The following is a 22379-nucleotide window of genomic DNA, read 5'->3' as shown; positions in this document are numbered from 1 at the left end:
AAATGGCGGACCGTCTCACCATCGCCGGGCTCAGGGCGCGCCTGTCCGCCTTGCCGGACGTCGTGCTCATCGATGTGCGCACCCCGGCGGAGTTTGCGGAAGTCCACATTCCGCAGGCCGTGAGCCGGCCCCTGCAAGGCCTCGACCCCGCGGCGCTCGTCGCCGCGGGGATCGCGCGGAAGGACCAGCGGGTGCATCTCATCTGCCGCACCCAGAACCGCTCGAAGCTCGCCGCCGACGCCCTGGAGAAAGCTGGTTTCCAGGACGTGGTGGTGGTGGAGGGCGGCACCTCCGAATGGGAGGCGGCGGGCTATCCCGTCACGCGCGGCTCCGGCCGGGCGGTCATCAGCCTGGAGCGCCAGGTGCGCATCGGGGCGGGGTCGCTGGTGGTGCTGGGCGTCCTGCTGGCGTGGCTCGTGGCGCCGCCCTTCATCCTCCTGTCGGGCTTCGTGGGCGCCGGGCTCGTCTTCGCGGGCATCACGGACTTCTGTGGCATGGGCCTGCTTCTGGCCCGCGCGCCCTGGAACCGCCGCGCCTGACCGCACAGCCCGCCGCCATCCCTTCCTGAAGGACCGCAGCCTCGCGAACCACCGGGGCGCGGAAGCGAAACTGTCCCGGCACCGGCCTCGCCCCGGCGCCGATCGTCCCTCTTTGTCCGAAAGGAACCGCGTCCATGTTCCCATCGCCAGTCCCGCTCACCCGCCGCCACCTCCTCAGTGCCGCCGCCGGCCTGTTCGCGCTCGCGGCCGGCCTCGCCCCGGCCGCCGCCGCCGACCAACTCGCGGACATCAAGGCCGCCGGGACGCTCCGCGTGGCGACCTTCGATTCCAACCCGCCCTTCGGCTCCATCGATCCCAGCACCTACAATCTGGTGGGCTATGACGTGGACTTCGCCAAGGCCATCGCCCAGGCGCTCGGCGTGAAGCTCCAGCTTGTCTCCACCAATCCCGCCAACCGCATCCCGCTGCTGCAGTCCGGCAAGGTGGAGCTGATCGTCGCCGATCTCACCATCACGCCCGAGCGCGCGCAGGTGCTGGATTTCTCCATTCCCTATTTCGAGACCGGCCTCGAACTCCTCGTGCCAGCCTCGTCCTCCGACGCGCTGTCCTCCTTCGCCACGGCCCGCATCGGCGCGGTGAAGGGCACCACGGGCGAGCAGGCGCTGAAGGCCCGTTTCCCGGGCAGCCGCGTTCTCTCCTATGACGACATCCCCACGGCGCTGGCGGCCCTGCGTAACGGCTCGGTGGATGCCATCGCCCAGGACAGCACCATCCTCGCCGGCCTCCTGGCCGAAGCGCCCGACCGGGCGAAGTTCAAGATCCTGCCCGATCGTCTGAGCCGCGAGATCATCGGCATCGGCCTGGCCAAGGGCCAGCCGGCATTGCTCGCCAAGGTCAACGAGATCCTGGTGGGGCTGGAGAAGGACGGGCAGGCCAAGGCCATCTACGACAAGTGGTTCGGCCCCGGCACGAAGTTCGCCTCGCCGCGCAGCTTCACCATCGGCGTGACGAACTGAGGCCCGCCATGACAGCCTCCGCCACACCCCTGATCGAGCTGCAGAACGTCCATAAATGGCATGGGGACCTCCATGTCCTGCGGGGCATCGACCTGACGGTCTCCCGCGGCGAGGCGCTCGCCATCATCGGCCCGTCCGGATCGGGCAAGTCCACCCTGATCCGGCTGGTGAACCGGCTGGAGGCCATCAGCGAGGGGGAGATCATCATCGATGGTGTCCCCACCGCCCGCTTCGCGGGGCGGGAGCTGCGGGAATTGCGGAGCGAGATCGGCTTCGTGTTCCAGCAGTTCAATCTCTACGGACATCTGACCGCACTGGACAATGTCTCCCTGGCCCTGCGCAAGGTGCGGGGCGTGCCCCGCGCCAAGGCTGAGGCGCGGGCGCGCGACCTGCTGGACCGGGTGGGGCTTGCCGACAAGGCGGGCCATTTCCCCTCCCAGCTTTCGGGCGGGCAGCAGCAGCGCGTCGCCATCGCCCGCGCGCTCGCCACCGACCCGAAGATCGTGCTGTTCGACGAGCCCACCTCCGCCCTCGATCCGGAAATGATCGGCGAGGTTCTGGCGGTGATCCGGGAATTGCCGAAGGCGGGCATCACCATCCTCGTGGTCACCCACGAAATGGCCTTCGCCCGCGAGGTGGCGGACCGCGTCGCCTTCATCGACGGCGGCACCATCCTGGAGCTGGAGACGCCCGAGAAATTCTTCTCCGCTCCCTCCCATCCGCGCACCCGCCGGTTCCTCCAGCAGGTGCTCTCCCCCTTGAGCGCGGCGGAGGCGTCATGACCGGCGTGAGCTTCGATTTCGCGGGCGTGCTCACCGGCCAGCCCGGCCAGTGGCTGCTCTCCGGCTTCCTCATGACCATCTATGTGACGGTGGTCGGCGCCCTGCTGGCCACGCTGCTGGCGGTGCTGCTGCTGGGCCTGCGCATCGCGCCGTTGGCGCCGGCGCGGGGGCTCGCCATCGCCCTCGTGGAGCTGTTCCGCAACACCCCCATCCTGGTGCAGTTCCTGTTCTGGTACTTCGCCGCCTACAACCTGCTGCCCCGCTCCTTCCGCGACTACATCACCGCCGAGCATCCCTGGGCGGTGCTGCCGGTGGGCAATGTGCTGCTGGCGCCGGAATTCATCGCCGCCGCCTGGGGGCTTGGCGTGTTCACCGCCGCCTTCCTGGCGGAGGAATTGCGGGCCGGGCTGAACGCCATGCCGCGCGGCCAGAAGGAGGCGGCGCTCTCGCAGGGGTTCGGCCATTGGGAGACGCTGCGCTTCGTGCTGCTGCCCCAGGCGCTGGCCAATTCCTGGCAGCCGCTGGTGACGCAGTATCTCAACCTGATGAAGCTCTCCTCTCTGGCGAGCGCCATCAGCCTTGCGGAGCTGACCTATCAGGTGCGCCAGGTGGAAAGCTACAACGCCCACGCCTTCGAGGCGTTCGCGGTGGGCACGGTGCTCTATCTGCTGCTGGGCCTTGTGCTTGGGCAATTGCTCATCGTGTTCGGGCCGAAGCCCGTGGGCGCGCGCGCCCGGCGGCGTGCCGTGAAGGCCAACCGGTCCGCCACGGCGGCCGCCATCGTGGGAGCGAGCGGCGATGCCTGATTTCTCCGTCATTACCCAGAACCTGCCCTATCTCCTGTGGGGCCGCGCCCTGGAGGGGCAGCCGGGCGGGTTGCTGCTGACCCTTATCATGTCGCTCGAAGCCGGCGTGCTGGCCCTGGTGGTGGGGGTATTGCTTGCCCTCGCCGCATGGCTCTCGGGTGGCTGGACACGGCGCATCCTGTTCGCCTGGGCCGATTTCATCCGCGGAATTCCGCTGATTTTCGTCATCTTCTGGCTGTACTTCCTGCTGCCCTCGCTGTTCGGCGTGAACCTGCCGGACACCATCACGGTGGTGCTGGCCATCGCCTGGTTCACCTCCGCCGCCGTCATGTATTCCACGTTGGCGGGCCTGGAGGCGCTGCCGAAGGGGCAGGTGGAGGCGGGCCTGTCGGCGGGCTTCTCCCGGACCAAGGTGCTGGTGAACATCCTGCTTCCGCAGGCGCTGCCCAATGTCCTGCCGTCCCTGGTGGGGGTGTTCATCAGCCTCATCAAGGACACGTCCCTCGCCTTCATCGTGAACGTGCCGGAGCTGACCACGGTGGCGGGGCAGGTGAACAATCGCACCCAGATCTATCCAACGGAGATCTTCCTGTTCACGGGTGCGGTATATTTCCTCCTGTGCGGCGCGCTGTCCCTCACGGTCCATCTGGCCGGGGGGCGGCGGGCGCGCCCGGCCTGAGATCCCGCCTTTCTTCCTTTCACTGTTCGAGGCTTCCATGTGTGCGGACACCACGACCCATCCCCGGACCCTGCTGGATTTCGCCGGGGCGTCCCTCAAGCCCGGCCGCCTGAGGGAGGCGGCGCTGGTTCTGATCGACTATCAGCTTGAATATACGGTGGGTGCGCTCGCCTTGCCGGACGCGGCTGCTGCCTTGGAAGAGGCGGGCCGCCTGCTGGAGGCGGGGCGGGCGCACGGAGCCACCATCTTCCATATCGTCCATCACGGCCGGCCGGGCGGGCGCCTGTTCGACCCGGAGGGGCCCTATGCGGCGGTGGCCGACCCGGTGCGGCCGAAGGACGGGGAGGCGGTGATCTTCAAGCCGCTCCCCAACGCCTTCGAGAAGACCGGCCTCCACCAGCAGATCGAGCTGGCGGGGCGCAAGGAGCTGATCATCGCCGGCTTCATGACCCATATGTGCGTGAGCGCCACCGCCCGCGCGGCGCTGGACCTGGGCTATCGCAGCACGGTGGTGGGGCGGGCCTGCGCCACGCGCGACCTGCCGGATCCGCTGGGCGGCGTGGTGAGCGCGGACGCGCTGCACCGGGCGAGCCTTGCGGGCCTGGGCGATCGCTTCGCCATCATCGCGCCCGACACCGCCGCCCTCCTGAAGGAGGACTGACGACGCGGCTCCTCCGGGAGCCGTGTGCCACCCCGCCCGGAACCGGGCGGGGTCAGGACCAGCGGCGGCAGAGCGCGCGGGCGAAGGCGTCGAGCGCGAAGCCGAGCACCCCCACCAGAATCACGCTCGCCATCAGCTCCGGATAGGCGAGCCGGTCGCGGGTATCGAGGATGAAATAGCCGATGCCGGCCGAGACGCCGAGCATCTCGCAGGGCACCAGCACGATCCACAGGATGCCGATGGAGAGGCGCACGCCGGTCAGCACATGGCCGGTAATGCCCGGCAGGATGACGTGCCGGACCATCTCCCAGCGCGTGGCGGCGAGGCTGCGGGCAAGCTGCGTCCAGCGCGGATCCAGCTGGCGCACCCCGGCCGCCGTGGAGAGGAGGATGGGCCAGACCGCCGCGAAGGCCAGCAGGAAATAGACCGGCTTGTCGCCCACGCCGAACATCATCACCGCCAGCGGCATCCAGGAGAGCGGCGAGATCATGCGCAGGAACTGGAAGGCCGGCGTGGTGGCCGCGTCCAGGGTCGCGAAGCTGCCCACCGCGAGGCCGAGCGGAACCCCGATGGCCAGCGCGAAGGCGAGCCCCACCAGGATACGCCGCAGGCTCACAGCCACATGGATGGGCAGGTCCGAATGCAGCAGCAGGTCCACCAGCGCGGGCAGGGCGCTGGTGGGGGAGAAGCGCCGCGCGAAGCTGCTCGCCGGGGCGAGCAGGTCGGTGCCTGCCCACCAGAGCGCCAGCAGAACCGCCAGCCCCGCCAACCCCAATCCCAGCCGTCCCAAGCCCTGCCGCACGCGCCCCGGCCGCCGCGGCACGGGCCCGCGCGGGCGGGCCTGCGGGGCTGCCGCCGGCACGGCGCTCTCAAGCTCTGCGGGACGCGGCGCGACCGTCACGGGGCGATCACCTCCGTGCGGGTGAAGCTGTCCGGGAAGCCGAAGGCGGGCAGGCCGCCATTGGCCGCGAGCGCGGTCTTCACGAAGCGGTCATCCACCAGGTCGCGGGCGGCGGTGGCGGGATCGAGCGAGGCCAGGAACGTCCGGTCGCCCTCGATGAGCGTGCCGTTGAGCCGCCGCACCAGTTCCTCGGTGTAGCTGGGGAAGGGATAGGGCTGGAAGTCGATGCGCTTTTCCTTCCAGTCCGCATGGCGGATGGCGCCGGACGCCTCATAGGCGGCGGTGTCGCCGGGCGGCGGGGCCAGCACCTTGTCCAGCACCGCCACGGGGTGGGGCGTGTAGCGGTTGGGGCCGTCCTTGGAGAGGAGCCGGGCGGTCTCGGGCCGGTTGGCGCGGGTCCAGAGCTGGGCCTTCACGATGGCGTTCACCACCTTCTGGGACCAGTCCGGCCGCCCGTTCAGGTCGCGCTCATGCATGAACACCACGCAGCAGGCATGATCCTTCCACACATCGCCGGTGAAGCGCAGGATCTTGCCGATGCCCTGCGTCTCCGCCACCGCATTGAAGGGTTCGGCGACGATGTAGCCGGCCACCTGCTTGGAGGCGAGGGCGGGGGGCATGTCTGCGGGGGCCATCACCACGAGGTTCACCTCGTTGGCAGCGGGGGCGCCGCTGCGCTTGGTGACGGGGGTGAGGCCGTTCTTCTTCAGCAGGTCCTGGAGCACCACATTGTGGATCGAGTACCAGAAGGGAATGGCCACCGTCTTGCCGCCGAGGTCGCTCACCGCATTGATCTCGGGAAGGACCGTGAGGCCCGAGCCGCTCACATGGTTCCACGCCACCACCTTCGCCGGGGCGCCGCTGCCGAAGCGCGCCCAGACGGTCATGGGGGAGAGCAGGTGGATGACGTTCACCTGGCCCGAGATGAAGGCCTCGATCACCTGCGCCCAGCTGCGCAGCATCACCGGCTTGTCGGCCTTGATGCCCTCGGCGTCGAAATAGCCGTTGGCATGGGCCACCAGCAGGGGCGTCGCATCGGTGATGGGCAGGTAGCCGATGCGCACGGGGGCGTCCGCATCCTGGGCGCGGGCCTCGGCCGCGCGCAGCAGCGGCAGGGCGCCTGCGGCCGTGAAGAGGGCCGAGAGCTTGAGCATTTCGCGGCGCGAGAAGCCGCGCCCGGTCACGCATTCAATGCACATGGAGCAACTCCGGTTCAGTGGCGGCGAACCGCCTGATGAAGGGTCTGAAGGATGGCGACGCGCATCTCGCCCAAGGCGGCGATGGCGTCGCGACGCGGCCGGGGCAGGGCCACGGGCCAGGCGCCGATCTGCCGCGCGGGCGTGCCGCCCAGCAGCAGCACACGGTCGGCCAGCAGCAGCGCCTCGTCGATATCGTGGGTCACAAGGATGGCGGCGGTGCCGAAATCGGACACCACCTTCAGCAGCAGATCCTGCATCTCGCCGCGCGTCACCTCATCCAGCGCGCCGAACGGCTCGTCCAGCAGCAGCACCTGCGGCTTGCGGGCGAGGCAGCGGGCGAGGGCGGCGCGCTGGGCCATGCCGCCGGAAAGGGCCGAGGGCGGCAGGCGCCGGGCATGGGCGAGGCCCACTTCAGCAATGGCCGCGTCCACCCGTGCCTGAAGCTCGGGGCGGGGCAGGCGGGGCTGGCGCTTGAAATCCAGGCCGAAGGCCACATTGGCCTCCAGGGAGAGCCAGGGCAGAAGGCAGGGATCCTGGAAGGCCATGGCAAGGCGGGGATGCCCCTCGCGCAACGGCGCGCCTTCGAGGGCCACAGCGCCCGCGCTCGGCGGCTGGAGGCCGGCCAGCACCCGCAGCAGGCTGGACTTGCCGACGCCGCTCGGCCCCAGCAACGCCACCACCTCGCCCGGCTGCAAGGCGAGGTCGAAGCCGGTGAGCACCGGCGCGGCGGCGCCGGGATAACGCAGTTCGATGCCCTGGGCGGCAAGAAGGGGCGCGCTCATGCGGCGCCCCGGCGCTGGGCCGCCAGCGCGCTCTTCAACTGGACGAGGCTCGGCGTGATGACGGGGATGAAGGCCGCCTCGCGCCAGCGGCGCGCGAAGCCCGCGCCCGGCCCGGAGAGATAGGCCCGCCCGCCGGACGCCTGAAGTTCCAGCCCCACCGCCTCGGCGACGATATCGGCGAGGGCGATGCGGATGCGGAACAAGGCGGCGGGATCGGACAGGAAGGTGCCCGCGCGCAGCCCCTTCGTCAGCGCCTCCTCCTGATCGCTCAGGGCGGCGGCGAGGGTGGTGCACGGGGCGGCCAGCACGCCGCGCCCCGGCCCCGCGCAGTCCGTCGCCTCGGCCAAGGCGCGCCGGGCCAGCCCGATGGACATGCCGCATTGGAGGCCGAGAAAGGCCGGGCGCACGCGCGGCAGCCAGGCGCCCGCGTCCGGCGCGATCACACGTTCGGGCGGGAGGGGCAGGTCGGTGATGGCGAGGGCGGCGGTGTTGGTGCCGCGCAATCCCATGAGGTCGAGGTCTTCGGAGCGCTCCAGCCCCGCATCGTCGCTGGCGAGGCTGGCGACGAACGCGCCGCCGCCCGGCCGGGATACGGCGGCGGCCACATGGAAGGTGCCGGGCGGCAGATTGGTGACCCAGGGCATCTTCCCGTCGAGGCGCAGATGCGCGTCGTCGCCCCGCGCGGCGATCTGCAAGTCCTCAAGGCCCGAGAGGAATTTCATGGCGTTGGACAGGCCCGTGGCGCCGGCGAGGCGCCCGGCCAGCAGGTCCGGCAAAAGGCGCTCGCGCAGAGCGCTGTTGGGGCTCTGGAGCAGATATTCGATGTAGCTGCGATGGCCCCAGAGCACGAAGCCCGCCGCCAGGGAGCGGGCGCTCACGGCGGCGATGGCGGCGACCGCATCGGCCACATCCCCACCGGCGCCGCCCTGCGCCACCGGCACGCCGGCAGATGCCGCCCCGGCGGCGGCAAGGCGCGGCAGGACCTGGGGGGCCAATGTCGCGTCCCCGTCGAGGGTCGCCGCGCTTGCGTCCAGCCAGTCCGCCAAAGCGCGATCGAGCGTCGTTTGCGCGCCGCTCATTCCGCGGCGGCGGCGGGGCCGTCCCAGCGATAGGGCTCCAGCTCCGCATTGAGCGGCGGGGCACCGAGATTGTTGGCGAAGTTGCACAAAGTGGCGAGGCTGACGCCCAGCACCACTTCCAGCGCCGCCTGATCGTCGAAGCCCGCCGCATGGAAAGCCTGAAGATCGGCTTCCGGCACCCGGCCGCGCGTGGCGATGACCGCGCCCGTGAGGCGCGCGATGGCGGCGAGGCGGGCATCGGGCACGCGGCCGACGGCGCGCAGGGCCTCGATGGTCACCGCATCGAGCTTGGCCTGCTTGGTGGCGATGGCGGTGTGCCCCGCCACGCAGAAGCCGCAGCCATGGAGCGCGGCCGCCGTGATCTGGACCGCCTCACGCTCGGCGAGGGAAAGGGAGGCGCGGCCGTTGATGGCGCCGAGCGTCTGGTACGCCTCCAGCGCCACCGGCGCATTGGCGAGCACGCGCAGCAGGTTGGGCAGGTAGCCGTTGCGTTGCTCGGCGGCGGCAAGGCGCTCCCTCGCAGCTTCAGGGGCATCCTCGGTTGTGCGCAAGGGAAGGCGCGATGCGGTGCGCGGCATGGCTGAAAACTCCAGATATTTTCGATGAATTTTATTGCCTCTGAAATTTTGCGCAAGACGTGTGCAATACGATTAATCACAGTGCAAATACGGAGTTCGTCTTCTGGGCGCGCTGTGCGAGGCGTAGGCAGGCGTCGCCTGGGGCCTGGCAGCGCCCTGCGGCGCGTGCGCACGGGGGCGCCATCACGCTCGGATCAGGTCCGGGCATGATGGCGGAAAAGGCGGGGCGATGAGAGGCTTGGCCGGGCCTCAGGCCAGAGCGCGGGTGGCGATATCGGCCACGTCGTCAGACAATTCCGGGGTGTCGGCGACACGGCGCAGGGCCGCTTCCGCCAGCCCCGCGCGGCCGGGCTCCAACTGGCGCCAGGTCTTGAAGGCGGACAGAAGGCGCGAGGCAAGCTGCGCGTTCTTCCCGTCGAGGCTCAGCACCACATCCACGAGGAAGTCGTAGCCCGCGCCGTCCGCCCGGTTGAACTGGGTGGGGTTGCCCGCTGCGAAGGCGCCGATGAGCGCGCGCACGCGGTTCGGATTGGTCATGGCGAAGACCGGCAGCAGGGTCAGGTCGCGCACCCGGTCCAGCGTGCCGGGCTCGGCGATCTGCGCCTGGAGGCTCAGCCACTTGTCGATCACCAGGGGATCGGCGGCATAGCGGCGGTGGAAGGCGTCCAGCGCCGAAATCCGGTGCGGCGTGTCGTGCTGGGCGAGCACGGCCAGTGCGGCAAAGCGGTCGGTCATGTTGTCCGCCTCGCTGAACTGGGTCTCGGCGCGGGCGAGCCCGTCCAGCGAGCCGGGCACGGCGAGGTAATCCAGCGCGAGGTTGCGCAGCGCGCGCCGTCCCGCCGAGGCGGCATCCGGCGAATAGCGCCCGCGTGTGGCGAGCGTGCCATACACCTCCACAAGGCGCGGGGAGAGCGCCTCGCTCACCGCCCGGCGTAGCGCCCGGCGGGCGGTGAACACCGCATCGGGGTTCACGTCGCGGGCCAGTTCCCGGGCGACCTCCATCTCCCCCGGCAGGGCCAGCGCCTGCGCCTTGAAGGCGGGGTCGAGGTCATCCGCGTCCAGAATGCGCCGCGCCGCGTCCAAGAGCGCGTTGGGGGCCGGCAATGCGCCGTCGGCGGCGCCGCGCTTCAGCAGATCGAGGGCCAGCGCCTGGATGGCATCGAAGCGGTTGAACGGGTCCCGGTCATGGGCGGCGAGGAAGACGAAATCGTCCACTGAGAGGGAGCTGGTGAGATTGACCGGCGCCGAGAAGCCCCGGTTCAGGGAGGCGACGGGCCGCTCCGGCAGGCCGGTGAACAGGAAGCTCTCCCGCGTCTGCGTCACCTCCAGCACCCCGGTCTCCAGCCGCTGGCCGTCGGCGAGAATGAGCGGCAGGTCGGTGCCGTCGGCGCCCACAAGGCCGATGGCGAGCGGGATCACCATGGCCGCCTTCTCCGGCTGGCCGGGCGTCGGGGGCATGGCCTGCGCGACATCCACGCGGAAGGTGGCGGCGTCGGGATCATAGGTGCCCATCACGGACAGGCGCGGCGTGCCGGACTGCTGGTACCACAAGGCGAACTGGGAGAGATCGCGGCCGGTGGCCTCGGCGAAGCAGGCGAGGAAATCCTCCACCGTCGCCGCATCGCCGTCATGGCGCGTGAAGAACAGGTCCATGCCCGCCCGGAAGCCGTCGGCCCCGAGCAGGGTCTTCAGCATGCGCACCACCTCGGCGCCTTTTTCATAGACGGTGGCGGTGTAGAAGTTGTTGATCTCGCGATAGGTATCGGGCCGCACGGGATGGGCGAGGGGGCCGGCATCCTCGGTGAATTGCTGCGCCTTCAGGAGCCGCACGTCCGCGATGCGCTTCACCGGCCGCGAGCGCTGGTCGGAGGAGAATTCCTGGTCGCGGAAGACGGTGAGGCCTTCCTTCAGGCAGAGCTGGAACCAGTCGCGGCAGGTGATGCGGTTGCCGGTCCAGTTGTGGAAATATTCGTGGGCGATGATCGCCTCGATATTGGCATAGTCCGCATCGGTGGCGGTCTCGGGCGTCGCCAGGATGTATTTGTCGTTGAAGACGTTGAGGCCCTTATTCTCCATGGCGCCCATGTTGAAGTCGGACACGGCGACGATGTTGAACACGTCGAGATCGTATTCCCGCCCGAACGCATGCTCGTCCCAGCGCATGGAGCGCTTCAGCGCATCCATGGCGTAGCCTGCCCGGTCCTGCTTGCCCAATTCCACATAGATGCCGAGATCCACGGGGCGGCCGGAGGCGGTGAGGAAATGGCCGGGCACCTTGGCGAGCCGTCCGCCCACCAGTGCGAACAGGTAGCTGGGCTTCGGCCAGGGGTCGTGCCACACGGCATAATGGCGGCTGGTGCCTTCCACCGGGCCGTGGCGCAGCAGGTTGCCGTTGCCCAGCAGAACGGGCGCCTCGTCCCGCTCAGCCTCGATGCGGGTGGTGTAGACCGCCAGTACGTCGGTGCGGTCCGGGAAATAGGTGATGCGGCGGAAGCCTTCCGGCTCGCACTGGGTGCAATAGGCGCCGGTGGTGCGATAGAGGCCCATGAGCTGGGTATTGGCGGAGGGGTCCAGAAGGGTCTCCACCTCCAGCACGAAGGCATCGGCCGGGGGCACGGCGATGGTGAGCCGGGCCGGGGTCGCCTCATAGGCGCCGCCCACTGCGGGCTGGCCGTTCATGGCGAGGCGCACCAATTGCAGGCCGTCGCCGTCCAGCATCACGGGGGCATCCGCGCGACCCGCCGGATTGCGCCGCAGCGCGAGGCGCGAAACCACCCGCGTGGCGGTGGGGTGAAGCGAGATGTCCAGGTCCACCGTGTCCACCAGCCAGTCCGGCGGGCGGTAGTCCGCCAAACGGATGGGGGCAACATCGGCGTTTCGCATCTTCGTCTCTCCGCTGCCACGCAAACGGGATATGCCCCGCTACGGGCTCTGAAGCATCGGCAAGGCCCGGCCAAGCCGGGCGTGGGGGCAGAATCGGGACATTAAGGGGCTGCCAGCCCGGAGGAAAGGCATTCCGCCCGTTCAGGACACGTCAAGCGATGGTGTTTTGTGCAATGCACGCACAAGCTAGCCGGCGCAGCATCCTTTCGGGGCGGCATGGTTTTTGCGAGTCACTGTTTATTCAGTCCCGGGGTCGCTGTTTTCGGCGGTTTCGGGGAGTGCGTTTTTGTTTCGTTCTTGATCATAGGGGTCGCCATTGCATTGCGCGACCGCCCGGAGGGTTCCCATGCACGGATCGCTTCCCTCGTTGTCGCAGGCAGCTGCCGCGGCTGATACGCCTGAACAGGTCATCGCCCTCTCGGACCATGCCCGCAGCATTGCTGCGGGAAAGGCCCGGGCAATCCAGTCCATTACCGGACAAACCCGCATCCTCGCCCTCAACGCCACCATCGAGGCGGCCCGGGCGGGGGATTCCGGCAAAGGCTTCGCCGTCGTCGCCCAGGAGGTGAAGGCGGTGAGCGCGGAGATCGGCAAGCTCGCCTCGGAGATGGAAAGCGAGCTGACCTCCGCCCTCGACGAGCTGCGTTCCGTGGGCCGGCGCATGGCCGCCGACCTTCGTGGCCAGCGGCTGGTGGATCTGTGCCTGAACGGCATCGAGATCATCGACCGCAACCTGTATGAGCGCACCTGCGACGTGCGCTGGTGGGCCACCGACGCCGCCGTCGTGGCCGCAGCCGGCGACCAGTCCACCGACGTGCTGCTGGAGGGGGAGCGGCGCCTCGGCGTCATTCTCTCCGCCTACACGGTGTATCTGGATCTCTGGATCTGCACGCCGGATGGGCGGGTGGTGGCCCATGGGCGACCGGACCGCTACCCCGCCGTGCGCGGTGTGGATGTCTCCCACGAGAAGTGGTTCAAGGAGGCGCTCACCTCCGCGTCGGGCGATGCCTATGCGGTGGCGGACGTGGATCTGTGCCGCCCGCTGAACAATGCCCCGGTGGCCACCTATGCCGCCGCCGTGCGCGAGAATGGCGAGACTTTCGGCGCCCCCATCGGCGTGCTGGGCATCCATTTCGACTGGGAGCCCCAGGCCCATGCGGTGGTGGACGGCGTGCGTCTCTCCCCCGAGGAGGCGGAGCGCTCGCGCGTTCTGCTGGTGGATGCGCGCGGGCGCATCCTGTCCTCGTCCGACCGCCGGGGCGAGCTGACCGAGCGCGTGGACCTCGCCCTTGCGGGGCGGCGCCAGGGTGTCGTCCATGACACGAACGGGCGCGCCACCGCCTTCCACCTTACCCCCGGCTACGAGACCTATCGCGGCCTGGAATGGGCGGGCGTCATCATCCAGGAGCCGCCCCGCCGCGATGGCCAGCCCGGTGTCTCGGCGGTTCCGCCGGGGCGCAAATAGCGAGCTGCGAATAAGCGGAACCTGCGGCGCGGCAATCTGACCTTGGTCAAGGATGGCCGCGCCGGGGGCGCCCATAGTGGGCGCCATGATCAGTCACGTCCCGCCCTCCGCCGCCCTTCTGGACCATGCCCGCCGCATGGTGCCGCGCTACACTTCCTATCCCACGGCGCCCCATTTCTCGGCGCAGGTGACCGGCGCCGATTACGGCGCGTGGCTGGCGCGCCTGAAGGACACGGCTGCGCCCGTTTCGCTCTATCTGCATGTGCCGTTCTGCCAGTCCTTGTGCAGCTATTGCGGCTGCAACACCAAGGCGGTGCGCCGGGAGGAGCCGGTGCGCGCCTATGCGCAGGTGCTGGCGGCGGAAATCGCTTTGGTGGCCGAGCAGGTGGGGACGACTGAGGTCTCCCATATCCATTGGGGCGGGGGCACGCCCAATGCGCTGCCGCCGGACTGCCTGGAGGAGCTCGCCGCCGCGCTTCACCGGCACTTCCGCATTCCCGCCGGCATCGAGCATGCCATCGAGCTGGACCCGCGCCACCTGACGCAGGAGGGCGCGCGCCTTCTGGCCGGCATCGGCATCACCCGCGCGAGCCTCGGCGTGCAGACGCTGGATGGGGACGTGCAGACCGCCATCGGCCGTATCCAGCCGCTGGAGACCGTGGCGGCTGGCTTTGCGGCGCTGCGGGCGGCGGGCATCGCGGCCATCAATGCGGACCTCATGTACGGCCTGCCGCGCCAGACGCATCTGAGCATCGCGGACACGGTGCGCCATATGCTGGATCTGCGGCCGAACCGCATCTCGCTGTTCGGCTATGCCCATGTGCCCTGGATGAAGTCGCACCAGAAGCTGGTGGTGGAAGCGGACTTGCCGGGCGCGGAGGCGCGCATCCGCCATGCGGGGCTCGCCCGCGAGATGCTGGTGGCGGGCGGCTATGTGGAGATCGGCATCGACCATTTCGCCTTGCCGGACGACAGCATGACCCTGGCCCGCGACGCCCGGCGGCTGCACCGCAACTTCCAGGGCTACACTACGGACGAGGCCGGCACGCTTCTGGGCCTCGGCGCCTCTTCCATCAGCCGCACGCCGTTCGGCTATGCCCAGAATGCCCCCGATGTCGCCGGCTGGCGGCGCGCGGTGGATGCGGGGTGCCTGCCGACCGTCAAGGGCCGGGCCTTTGCGGGCGAGGACGCCCTGCGCGGCGACGTGATCGCCCAGTTGCTGTGCTATTTCGACGTGGATCTGGCCGAGATCGCGGCATCCCACGGGGCGCCCCCGGAGGCGCTGACGGCCGACCTCGACGCGCTGCGCCCGTTCCTCGATGCGGGCTGGGTGACGTTCGACGGCAAGCGCCTCGCCATCACGTCCCATGCCCATGAGATCGCCCGCGTGGTGGCCTCGGCCTTCGACGCCTATCTCGGCCAGGGCGGGCGCCACTCGATGGCGGTCTGACACCATCGGCCCGTAACCTCCACGCACGGGCCGATGGTGCAAGCCTGCGCGGCGCCTGAGCGTAAACCACTCGGCTTCGGTCAAAGATCGAGGCCGTTGGTATGAGCCAAAAGAAAAGGGGCGCGGAAACCGCGCCCCTCTCAACGGATGATCGGATCGGCAGGGCTCAGGAGAGCGCGGCCTCGATCTCTTCCTTCAGCTCGGCCACGGTGTGGTCGATCATCTTGCGGGCGAAGTCGTCGATGGGCAGGCCCTTCACGCGCTCATAAGAGCCGTTGGCGCAGGTGCAGGGCACGCCGGCGATGATGCCTTCCGGAATGCCGTAGTCGCCGTCCGAGCGCACGCCCATGGAGACCCAGCCGCCATTGGTGCCCTGGACCCAGTCATGCATGTGGTCAATGGCCGCGTTGGCGGCGGAGGCCGCCGAGGAGGCGCCGCGGGCTTCGATGATGGCCGTGCCGCGCTTGGCGACGGTGGGGATGAAGGTCTCGCGATACCAGGTCTCGTCGCCGATGATCTCGGGCAGGGACTTGCCGCCGGAGGTGGCGAAGCGCCAGTCGGCGAACATGGTGGGCGAATGATTGCCCCACACGGTCATCTTCTCGATGCTCGCCACTTCGATGCCGGCCTTGGCCGCGAGCTGGGAGAGCGCGCGGTTGTGGTCGAGCCGCAGCATGGCGGTGATGTTCTCGGCCGGGAAGTCCGGCGCGAAGTGCGAGAGGATGCCGGCATTGGTGTTGGCGGGGTTGCCCACCACGAGCACCTTGGCGTCGCGCTTGGCGGCCTCGTTCAGGGCGCGGCCCTGCACCTTGAAGATCTCGGCATTGGCGGACAGCAGGTCGCGACGCTCCATGCCCTTCGAACGCGGGCGGGCGCCCACGAAGATGGCGGCGTCCACATCGCGCAGCGCAACGGCCGGATCGTCGGTGATGACCGTGCCGGCCAGCAGCGGGAACGCGCAATCCTCAAGCTCCATCACCACGCCGCCCACGGCCGCCTGGGCCTGCGGCAGGTCCAGAAGCTGAAGGATGACGGGCTGGTCGGCTCCGAAGATGTCGCCGTGGGCAATGCGGAACAGAAGCGAATAGGAGATCTGGCCGGCCGCACCGGTAATGGCGACGCGCTTGGCAGGACGGGTCATGTAAAAGCTCCAAGGCCAGGACTGGCGCGGGACGCGCCCGGTCCTGGCTTATAGGACGGCTTGCGCCCGCTTTCACCCGGCTACCGAAGAAAAAAGCGGGACCTGGGCGCCGCAGCGCAAAAAAATGTGCGGAGCAACGGCGCGGCCCAGCTTCAGCGCCCCGAAAGGCGCGCCTCCAGCATCTCGTAGAGCGGATTGTCGGAGGCGAAGACGTATTCGATCGCCCCCACCGTCACCATGCTGGCGCCGTGGCCGCGCAGGAACACCGCCAGCGCGTGCAGCGTGTCCGGCGGGCAATGCAGGGTCAGCATGCCCGAGGAGGTGGGCCCGCCGAACGGGGCGACGCAGCGGAAGTCTTGCACCGCCCGCTCCACGAGGCCCGCATCGGCGCGGGTGAAGCGGGTGCGCACTTCGCGCATTGTGCGCGCGCGGCGCTCGGCCGCCATGCGGTCGAACATGGCGCGGGCGGCGGTGCGCGCGCCGATGGTCCAGGGCGCGGTGAGGGAGGCGACGAGATTCGCTTCCGACTTCAGGATCACCCCGTCATCCACCACCTTCAGGGCGTTGGCGGCGAGCGTCGAGCCGGTGGTGGTGATGTCCACGATCAGCTCGGCCGAGCCAGACGCGGGCGTGCCCTCGGTGGCGCCCGCGCTTTCCACGATGCGGTAATCCACAATGCCGTGCCGCGCGAAGAAGGCGCGGGTGAGATTCACATATTTGGTGGCGACGCGGATGCGCCGCCCGGTGCGGCTGTGGAAATGGCCCGCCACGTCGTCCAGATCATCCATGCAGCGCACGTCGATCCAGGCCTGGGGAACCGCCACCACCACATTGGCATGGCCGAAGCCCAGCTTCTCCAGCAGCGCCACGCGGCTGTCCGCATGGGGGATGTTCTCCCGCACCAGATCCTCTCCGGTGACGCCCACATGGGCGGTGCCCGCCGCAAGGGCGCCGGCGATCTCGGAGGCGGAGAGATAAGCCACCTCCACGCCGTCCACGCCGTTCAGCGCGCCGCGATAGTCCCGCGCGCCGCGCGCCTGGACCAGCGACATGCCCGCGCGGGCGAAGAAGGCGTTCACATTCTCCTGGAGCCGTCCCTTGGAGGGCACGGCGAGAATCAGGGTCTCGCTCATCACGCGCCCTCCACCACGGCAAGACGTTCCAGCCACGCAGCAAGGCCCACGGCCGGGATGGGCTGCGGCGCGCCGAGGCGCGGCAGGAGCGGATCGTAGCGCCCGCCCGCCACCAGCGGGCCGTTGACCCGCCCGGAGGGATCGTGCAGCTCGAAGACCATGCCGCTGTAATAATCCAGCGGGCGGCCGAAGGCGGTGGAGAAGGCCACGTCCGACAGGCTGATGCCGCGCGTGGTCAGGAAGCCGGAGCGCCGGTCGAAGGCATCGAGCGCGGCATCGATGACGAGCCCCGCCTCCCGCGTGAGCGCCCGGATGCGGGCCGAGGCATCGTCGGGGTCGCCGGCAATGGCGAGATAGCGCGACAGGAACAGGCTGGTCTCGGGCGGCAGGCTGTTGCCCGCGTCCAGCGCCGACTGTTCCAGGAAGCGCGCCGCGATCTCCGAGACGCTGCGCCCGCCCACCGTGGTGATGCCGGCGATGGACAGGAGGTCCGTCACCAGCGCGCGGGCGCCTTCCGGGTCCGAGCCCGCCAGGGCGTTGAGCACGCCCGCATGGCCGGTGCCGTTGCCGGTGCGCTCGGCGCTGATGCGCTGGAGGTCGGCATCCAGGCGCCCCTGGCCGAAATCCTTCATGAGGCGGCGGCGCCAGGCGGGAGCCAGCGGCAGCGCATCCAGCAGCGCGCCGAACAGGCCCACATCGCCCAGGCGGATCTGCGGGGCGGGCAGATTATAGATGGCGCAGGTTTCAAGGCCGAGGGCGAGGATCTCCGCGTCTGCCGCTTCCGTGTCGGCGCGCCCGAAGGATTCGACGCCCGCCTGGCGGAACTCGCCGGTGCCCTCGCCACGGAACCGGAACACCGGGCCGAGATAGCTGACCGCGGCGGGCAGGGGCATGCGGGCCGCCAGCACTTCGCGCGCCACGGGAATGGTCAGGTCCGGCCGCAGGCACAATTCGGCGCCTTCAGCATCGGTGGTGAGATAAAGGCGGCGGCGGATCGATTCGCCGGACAGATCGAGGAACACGTCGGCGGGCTGCAGGATCGGGGGATCGACCCGCGCGAAGCCGGCATCCGCGAAGCGGGACAGGAGGGCTTCGTCCAAAGCGCGCGCATCGCGCCGGGGGAGGGGGCTCATCGCCGCGGGAGACATGGAAAGGTCCAGACGGGTTCCGGGTGGGTCCGCGCGGGTTCTAGTGCGCCATGGCCCCGGATGGAAGCGTCAATGCGCGCGGGGCCTGCCCGCTTGGGTTCGATGCGCGGGGCGGATCGGCTATGGTGCGGCAGATTCGCGGATTGCCGACGCAAGGAAGGACACGCCCATGGCCGAGACAGCCAAGACCGCTAAGGACGCCGCCCGGCCCGCCGCGCCGGATATCTCGGGCCTCTCCTTCGAGGCTGCGCTGGCGGAGCTGGAGACCATCGTCCAGCGCCTGGAGGCGGGCAATGTGCCGCTGGAGGAATCCATCGCCATCTATGAGCGGGGCGAGGCCCTGCGGGCGCGCTGCGACGCGCTGCTGAAGGAAGCCGAGGCCCGGGTGGACATGATCACCCGCGATGCGGACGGCCGCCCCTCCGGCACCGCGCCGCTCGATCCGGCGGGCTGATCCAGCCATGGCGCCGCACGGGGGCATGCGCATGCTCCATGTGCGCAGCGCATGACGGCGCGCCTCAAAACCGCCGCCCGATCTGCTATAGAAGCGCCGCCGACGGAGAGACCCGCCATGACCTTGCCCCTGATCGCCCCTTCCATCCTCGCCTCCGATTTCTCGCGCCTCGGCGAAGAGGTGCGCGACGTGGCGGCGGCTGGGGCGGATTATATCCATCTCGACGTGATGGACGGCCATTTCGTGCCCAACATCACCTTCGGCCCGGACATCATCAAGTCGCTGCGCCGCTATACGGACAAGACCTTCGACACCCACCTGATGATCTCCCCCGTGGAGGCCTATTTGGAGGCGTTCGCGGCGGCGGGCTCGGACATCATCACCGTGCAGGTGGAAGCCACCGACCATCTCGACCGCTGCCTCCAGGTGATCCGGGGGCTCGGCAAGAAGGCGGGCGTGGCGCTCAATCCCGCCACCCATGAGAGCTGCCTCGAATATGTGCTCGATAAGGTGGACCTCATCTGCGTGATGAGCGTCAATCCGGGCTTTGGCGGGCAGGCCTTCATTCCCGAAGTGCTGCCCAAGATCTCCCGCATCCGCGACATGGTGCGCGGCCGCGACATCCGCATTGAGGTGGATGGCGGCGTGAACCCGCAGACCGGCGCGCTCTGCGCCAAGGCGGGCGCCGACGTTCTGGTGGCAGGCTCGGCCGTGTTCAAGGGCGGCATCGAGGGCTACCGTACGAACATCCGCGCCATCCGCGACGGCGCCGCCAACGCCCTGGGTCTTGTGGCCTGAGGGGCGCGCGGGAAAGATCGGGCCTGCCGGTCTGATCCCGCTTGACGGGCAGGAATAAAACGTTCGATTGTTTCCTTGAGAGCCGCGTCCGAAGAACGACGCCCTTCGAGGAAACAGCCATGGCCGACGCCTATGACGACCTGATCCGCGCCTTCCGCTGGAACATCCCGGAGCGGCTGAATATCGGCGTCGCCTGCACCGATGCCCATGCCACCGGCGCGGGCAAGCCGGCCCTGATCTTCGAGGAGGAGGACGGCACCGAGCGCCGCTATTCCTTCGAGGACCTCTCCCGCCTCACCAACCGTTTCGCCAATGTGCTGGTCGCCGCCGGTCTGCAGCGGGGCGACCGGATGGGCGTGTTCCTGCCCCAGGCGCCGGAAACCGCCATCGCGCATCTCGCCGCGTTCAAGGCGGGCCTCGTCTCGGTGCCGCTCTTCACCTTGTTCGGCGACGAGGCGCTGGAATACCGGCTGGGTGCCTCAGGAGCGAAGGCGCTGGTCACGGACCTGCCCGGCCTCGCCAAGCTCGCCCGCGTGCGCGACCATCTGCCCGATCTTACCCATGTCTATGTCATCGGCGCGGATACGGGCGGTGCGCTCTCCTTCGACGCCGCCCTGGCGCTGGCTTCGGACCGCTTCACGCCGGTGGATACGGGCCCGGACGATCCGGCCATTATCATCTTCACCTCGGGCACCACGGGAAACCCCAAGGGGGCGCTTCACGGGCACCGCATCCTGCTGGGCCATCTGCCGTGCATCACCTTCATCCATGAGGGCATGCCCCAGCCCGGCGACCTGCACTGGACGCCCGCCGACTGGGCCTGGATCGGCGGCCTGTTCGACGTGCTGTTCCCCACCCTCTATCTGGGCGTGCCGGTGCTCGCCCACCGGGCGAAGAAGTTCGCCCCCGACGCCGCCATGGACCTCATGGCGCGCCACAAGGTGCGCAACGTCTTCCTGCCGCCCACCGCCCTCAAGCTCATGCGACAGGCGGATGTGCGCCATCCCGGCCTCGTCCTGCGCTCGCTGCTCACGGGCGGCGAGACGCTGGGTGCGGAGCTGGGCGCCTTCGTGAAGGATCGGCTTGGGGTGGAGGCCCGTGAGATCTACGGGCAGACCGAGTGCAACCTCGTGGTGGGCTCCAATTCCAGCTATTTCCCCATCCGCCCCGGCGCCATGGGCAAGCCCATTCCGGGCCATGACGTGCGCGTCGTGGACGATGAGGGCAACCCGCTGCCCACGGGCGCGGAGGGCCATATCGGCATCCGGCGCGGCGATCCCGTGATGATGCTGGAATATTGGCGCAACCCCGCCGCCACGCGGGACAAATATGCGGGCGATTTCCTGCTGACCGGCGACATGGGGCGCACGGACGAGGAAGGCTATCTCTGGTATGTGGGCCGCTCGGACGACGTGATCACCTCGGCCGGCTACCGCATCGGGCCGGGGGAGATCGAGGACTGCATCCTGAAGCACCCGGCCGTCGCTTTGGTGGCGGTGGTGGGCATACCGGACCCGGTGCGCACCGAGGCGGTGAAAGCCTGGGTGGTGCTGAAGGACGGTTTTGAAGGTTCCGATGGGCTCGCCGCCGAGATCCAGCAGCATGTGCGCGAGCGCCTGTCCGCCCACGAATATCCCCGCCACGTCGCCTTCACGAACACATTGCCCATGACCGCCACGGGCAAGATTCTGCGACGGGAATTGCGCGCGCTGGGCTGATCCGGCCCCGCGCCACGCCTGAGCCTGTCAGCGGGGAATGTTTTGGACATCCCCCGCTGGGCAAGGCCTGATCCTGCTTACTTCAGGATGTCCACCGCGGTGGCCGGCTGGTTCAGCGGGAAGGTCTTGATCTCTTTCCCGTCCAGCGGCGCCTTGGCGAGGTCCAGCACCCGGGTCTGGCTGTTGTCATAGGTGCGGATCGTGTAGCGCTTGGCCTTCAGATCCACCACGGAGGTCCATTCCGTGGTCTCGATGCCCGTCACCCCGCCGCCGGTGGCCGAATCCGCCGAGGTGCGGATGATGCCGGGCGAGATGTCGAAATTGTTGAGGATGTGGAAGGCGAGGCTGCTGGCCTGCTCCGTGGTGGGCATGACCGGCGCCGCCCGCGAATACAGGAACGCCCGCACGAAGCGCGAGGGCGAGGACATGTCGCCCGGCAGGCCCGGCGCGCCGGCGCCCGTGGAGGGCGGCGAGATGGTGAGGCTGCCCAGCTTCAGGGGCTCAGGATTGTAGGCCGACAGGGACAGGTAATTGCCCAGATTGGCCACATGCCAGTCGAAGGCGGGCGCGTTGGTGAGGACCGTCGTCGGGTTGTCGTGGAGCTGGAGTTCCCCGCCGATATATTCGATGACGAGGCTCGCCCCGGTGGCGTCATGCAGCGTGATGTGCATGGGCACGGGCATTTTGAGGGCCTCAAGGGCCGACCGGTTCACCTTGATCTTCGGCAGCCCCGTCTTCACCTCCGCCACGGTGGCGAAATTGGTGAGCACGTAGGTCAGCACCTCATGGGCGGCGATGGAGGTCTTGCCCTCCGAAGCCGGCACGTCCTGATAGAGCGAGAGGCCCGGCAGATAGAGGATGCCGCCCGCGAGGCCCGCCTCGTTCACCCCGTCCATGATGACCGGCAGGCCGAAGGCGTTGGCGCCACCCACGCCGTATTTCGTGGTCCAGGTCAGACCCGTTCCCGCCTTGCCGTCCGGCCCGGTGCCCGAATAGGCGAGGTTGCGCGGCACGACGATGATCTGCGAGTTGAGCGCCAGCCCGAACTCCATGGTGCGCCCATAGACGAAGCCGCCGTCGGCAGCCTTCAGCAGGAAGGAGGTGCAGGCGGCGGCCTGCTGCACCGGCAGCAGCACGGCCGCGCCGAGCGCCAGGGCGGCAGCGCCCGTCCGGATGATGCGATTGAGCACGTCGTTCTCCTTATAC

The 22379-nt window shown here is 69.2% G+C and carries 21 protein-coding genes; 11 read left to right on the top strand and 10 right to left on the bottom strand.

The genetic code is table 11. The features are described 5' to 3' along the window. Positions 1 to 2 precede the first annotated feature (2 nt). The 6 genes from EJJ38_RS11000 (at position 3) to EJJ38_RS10975 (ending at position 4444) form a co-directional block, all read left to right on the top strand. Complete coding sequence (locus EJJ38_RS11000) at positions 3 to 539, top strand: rhodanese-like domain-containing protein (protein ID WP_127090101.1); 537 nt, start codon at positions 3 to 5, stop codon at positions 537 to 539. A gap of 134 nt (positions 540 to 673) precedes the next feature. Beyond that, positions 674 to 1516, top strand: coding sequence for an ABC transporter substrate-binding protein (locus EJJ38_RS10995; protein ID WP_127090100.1), 843 nt, complete (start codon positions 674 to 676; stop codon positions 1514 to 1516). An 8-nt stretch (positions 1517 to 1524) separates the two neighbouring features. Further along, on the top strand, positions 1525 to 2298 hold the full coding sequence (locus EJJ38_RS10990) for an amino acid ABC transporter ATP-binding protein (RefSeq protein ID WP_127090099.1): 774 nt from the start codon (positions 1525 to 1527) through the stop codon (positions 2296 to 2298). Next, entirely contained in the window at positions 2295 to 3104 is an 810-nt protein-coding gene (locus tag EJJ38_RS10985; RefSeq protein WP_127090098.1) for an amino acid ABC transporter permease, read from the top strand. Before EJJ38_RS10990 ends, EJJ38_RS10985 begins: the two co-directional genes overlap by 4 nt. Then, positions 3097 to 3783 (top strand): amino acid ABC transporter permease, encoded by a 687-nt coding sequence (locus EJJ38_RS10980; RefSeq protein WP_127090097.1) that lies wholly within the window; start codon positions 3097 to 3099, stop codon positions 3781 to 3783. The genes EJJ38_RS10985 and EJJ38_RS10980 overlap by 8 nt, the downstream gene beginning before the upstream one ends. Positions 3784 to 3820: 37 nt before the next feature. Next, a complete protein-coding gene (locus EJJ38_RS10975) occupies positions 3821 to 4444 on the top strand; it encodes a cysteine hydrolase family protein (RefSeq protein WP_127090096.1) in 624 nt (207 codons plus the stop codon). Between the two features lie 52 nt (positions 4445 to 4496). Here EJJ38_RS10975 and EJJ38_RS10970 read toward each other — a convergent pair whose 3' ends face one another. The 6 genes from EJJ38_RS10970 to pepN form a co-directional block, all read right to left on the bottom strand. After that, a complete protein-coding gene (locus EJJ38_RS10970) occupies positions 4497 to 5345 on the bottom strand; it encodes an ABC transporter permease (protein WP_245454186.1) in 849 nt (282 codons plus the stop codon). Further along, positions 5342 to 6544, bottom strand: coding sequence for an ABC transporter substrate-binding protein (locus EJJ38_RS10965; RefSeq protein WP_127090095.1), 1203 nt, complete (start codon positions 6542 to 6544; stop codon positions 5342 to 5344). Before EJJ38_RS10965 ends, EJJ38_RS10970 begins: the two co-directional genes overlap by 4 nt. A gap of 14 nt (positions 6545 to 6558) precedes the next feature. Next, positions 6559 to 7326: an ABC transporter ATP-binding protein gene (locus EJJ38_RS10960; protein WP_127090094.1), complete on the bottom strand. Its 768-nt coding sequence runs from the start codon at positions 7324 to 7326 to the stop codon at positions 6559 to 6561. Beyond that, positions 7323 to 8405: an acyl-CoA dehydrogenase family protein gene (locus EJJ38_RS10955; protein WP_127090093.1), complete on the bottom strand. Its 1083-nt coding sequence runs from the start codon at positions 8403 to 8405 to the stop codon at positions 7323 to 7325. The genes EJJ38_RS10960 and EJJ38_RS10955 overlap by 4 nt, the downstream gene beginning before the upstream one ends. Then, positions 8402 to 8983, bottom strand: coding sequence for a carboxymuconolactone decarboxylase family protein (locus EJJ38_RS10950; RefSeq protein WP_127090092.1), 582 nt, complete (start codon positions 8981 to 8983; stop codon positions 8402 to 8404). The genes EJJ38_RS10955 and EJJ38_RS10950 overlap by 4 nt, the downstream gene beginning before the upstream one ends. 249 nt (positions 8984 to 9232) lie before the next feature. Then, positions 9233 to 11866, bottom strand: coding sequence for an aminopeptidase N (gene pepN / locus EJJ38_RS10945; protein ID WP_127090091.1), 2634 nt, complete (start codon positions 11864 to 11866; stop codon positions 9233 to 9235). A 346-nt stretch (positions 11867 to 12212) separates the two neighbouring features. Here pepN and EJJ38_RS20775 point away from each other — a divergent pair, with 346 nt between their 5' ends. Both EJJ38_RS20775 and hemN read left to right on the top strand, forming a co-directional pair. Then, a complete protein-coding gene (locus tag EJJ38_RS20775) occupies positions 12213 to 13331 on the top strand; it encodes a methyl-accepting chemotaxis protein (RefSeq protein ID WP_127090090.1) in 1119 nt (372 codons plus the stop codon). 85 nt (positions 13332 to 13416) lie between these two features. After that, entirely contained in the window at positions 13417 to 14781 is a 1365-nt protein-coding gene (gene hemN / locus EJJ38_RS10935) for an oxygen-independent coproporphyrinogen III oxidase (RefSeq protein ID WP_127090089.1), read from the top strand. Between the two features lie 166 nt (positions 14782 to 14947). On the opposite strand, the gene EJJ38_RS10930 is transcribed toward hemN, so the two are convergent. The 3 genes from EJJ38_RS10930 to EJJ38_RS10920 all read right to left on the bottom strand — a co-directional run bounded on the left by EJJ38_RS10930 (position 14948) and on the right by EJJ38_RS10920 (position 18203). Next, positions 14948 to 15922 carry a malate dehydrogenase gene (locus EJJ38_RS10930; RefSeq protein ID WP_127090088.1) on the bottom strand — a complete coding sequence of 325 codons (975 nt, stop codon included), beginning with the start codon at positions 15920 to 15922 and terminating at the stop codon, positions 14948 to 14950. A gap of 152 nt (positions 15923 to 16074) precedes the next feature. Then, positions 16075 to 17055, bottom strand: coding sequence for an ATP phosphoribosyltransferase (gene hisG, locus EJJ38_RS10925; RefSeq protein WP_127090087.1), 981 nt, complete (start codon positions 17053 to 17055; stop codon positions 16075 to 16077). Further along, the gene (locus tag EJJ38_RS10920) at positions 17055 to 18203 is read right to left on the bottom strand and encodes an ATP phosphoribosyltransferase regulatory subunit (protein WP_127090086.1); all 1149 of its coding nucleotides are present in this window, start codon (positions 18201 to 18203) and stop codon (positions 17055 to 17057) included. The genes hisG and EJJ38_RS10920 overlap by 1 nt, the downstream gene beginning before the upstream one ends. Before the next feature lie 169 nt (positions 18204 to 18372). Between EJJ38_RS10920 and EJJ38_RS10915 the strand changes: the two genes are divergently transcribed. The 3 genes from EJJ38_RS10915 to EJJ38_RS10905 all read left to right on the top strand — a co-directional run bounded on the left by EJJ38_RS10915 (position 18373) and on the right by EJJ38_RS10905 (position 21173). Next, positions 18373 to 18657, top strand: a complete 285-nt coding sequence (locus EJJ38_RS10915; RefSeq protein ID WP_127090085.1) for an exodeoxyribonuclease VII small subunit — start codon at positions 18373 to 18375, stop codon at positions 18655 to 18657. A 117-nt stretch (positions 18658 to 18774) separates the two neighbouring features. Continuing rightward, positions 18775 to 19455 carry a ribulose-phosphate 3-epimerase gene (rpe, locus tag EJJ38_RS10910; protein WP_127090084.1) on the top strand — a complete coding sequence of 227 codons (681 nt, stop codon included), beginning with the start codon at positions 18775 to 18777 and terminating at the stop codon, positions 19453 to 19455. A gap of 119 nt (positions 19456 to 19574) precedes the next feature. Next, on the top strand, positions 19575 to 21173 hold the full coding sequence (locus EJJ38_RS10905) for an acyl-CoA synthetase (protein WP_127090083.1): 1599 nt from the start codon (positions 19575 to 19577) through the stop codon (positions 21171 to 21173). Between the two features lie 77 nt (positions 21174 to 21250). Here EJJ38_RS10905 and EJJ38_RS10900 read toward each other — a convergent pair whose 3' ends face one another. Continuing rightward, positions 21251 to 22363 carry a linear amide C-N hydrolase gene (locus EJJ38_RS10900; RefSeq protein ID WP_127090082.1) on the bottom strand — a complete coding sequence of 371 codons (1113 nt, stop codon included), beginning with the start codon at positions 22361 to 22363 and terminating at the stop codon, positions 21251 to 21253. Positions 22364 to 22379: the final 16 nt, after the last annotated feature.

The organism is Aquabacter cavernae (genome assembly GCF_003993795.1).
GTDB classification, from domain to species: Bacteria; Pseudomonadota; Alphaproteobacteria; order Rhizobiales; family Xanthobacteraceae; genus Aquabacter; species Aquabacter cavernae.
Note: the sequence above shows the minus strand (reverse complement) of the source record. Positions and strands in the feature narration are given on the sequence as shown.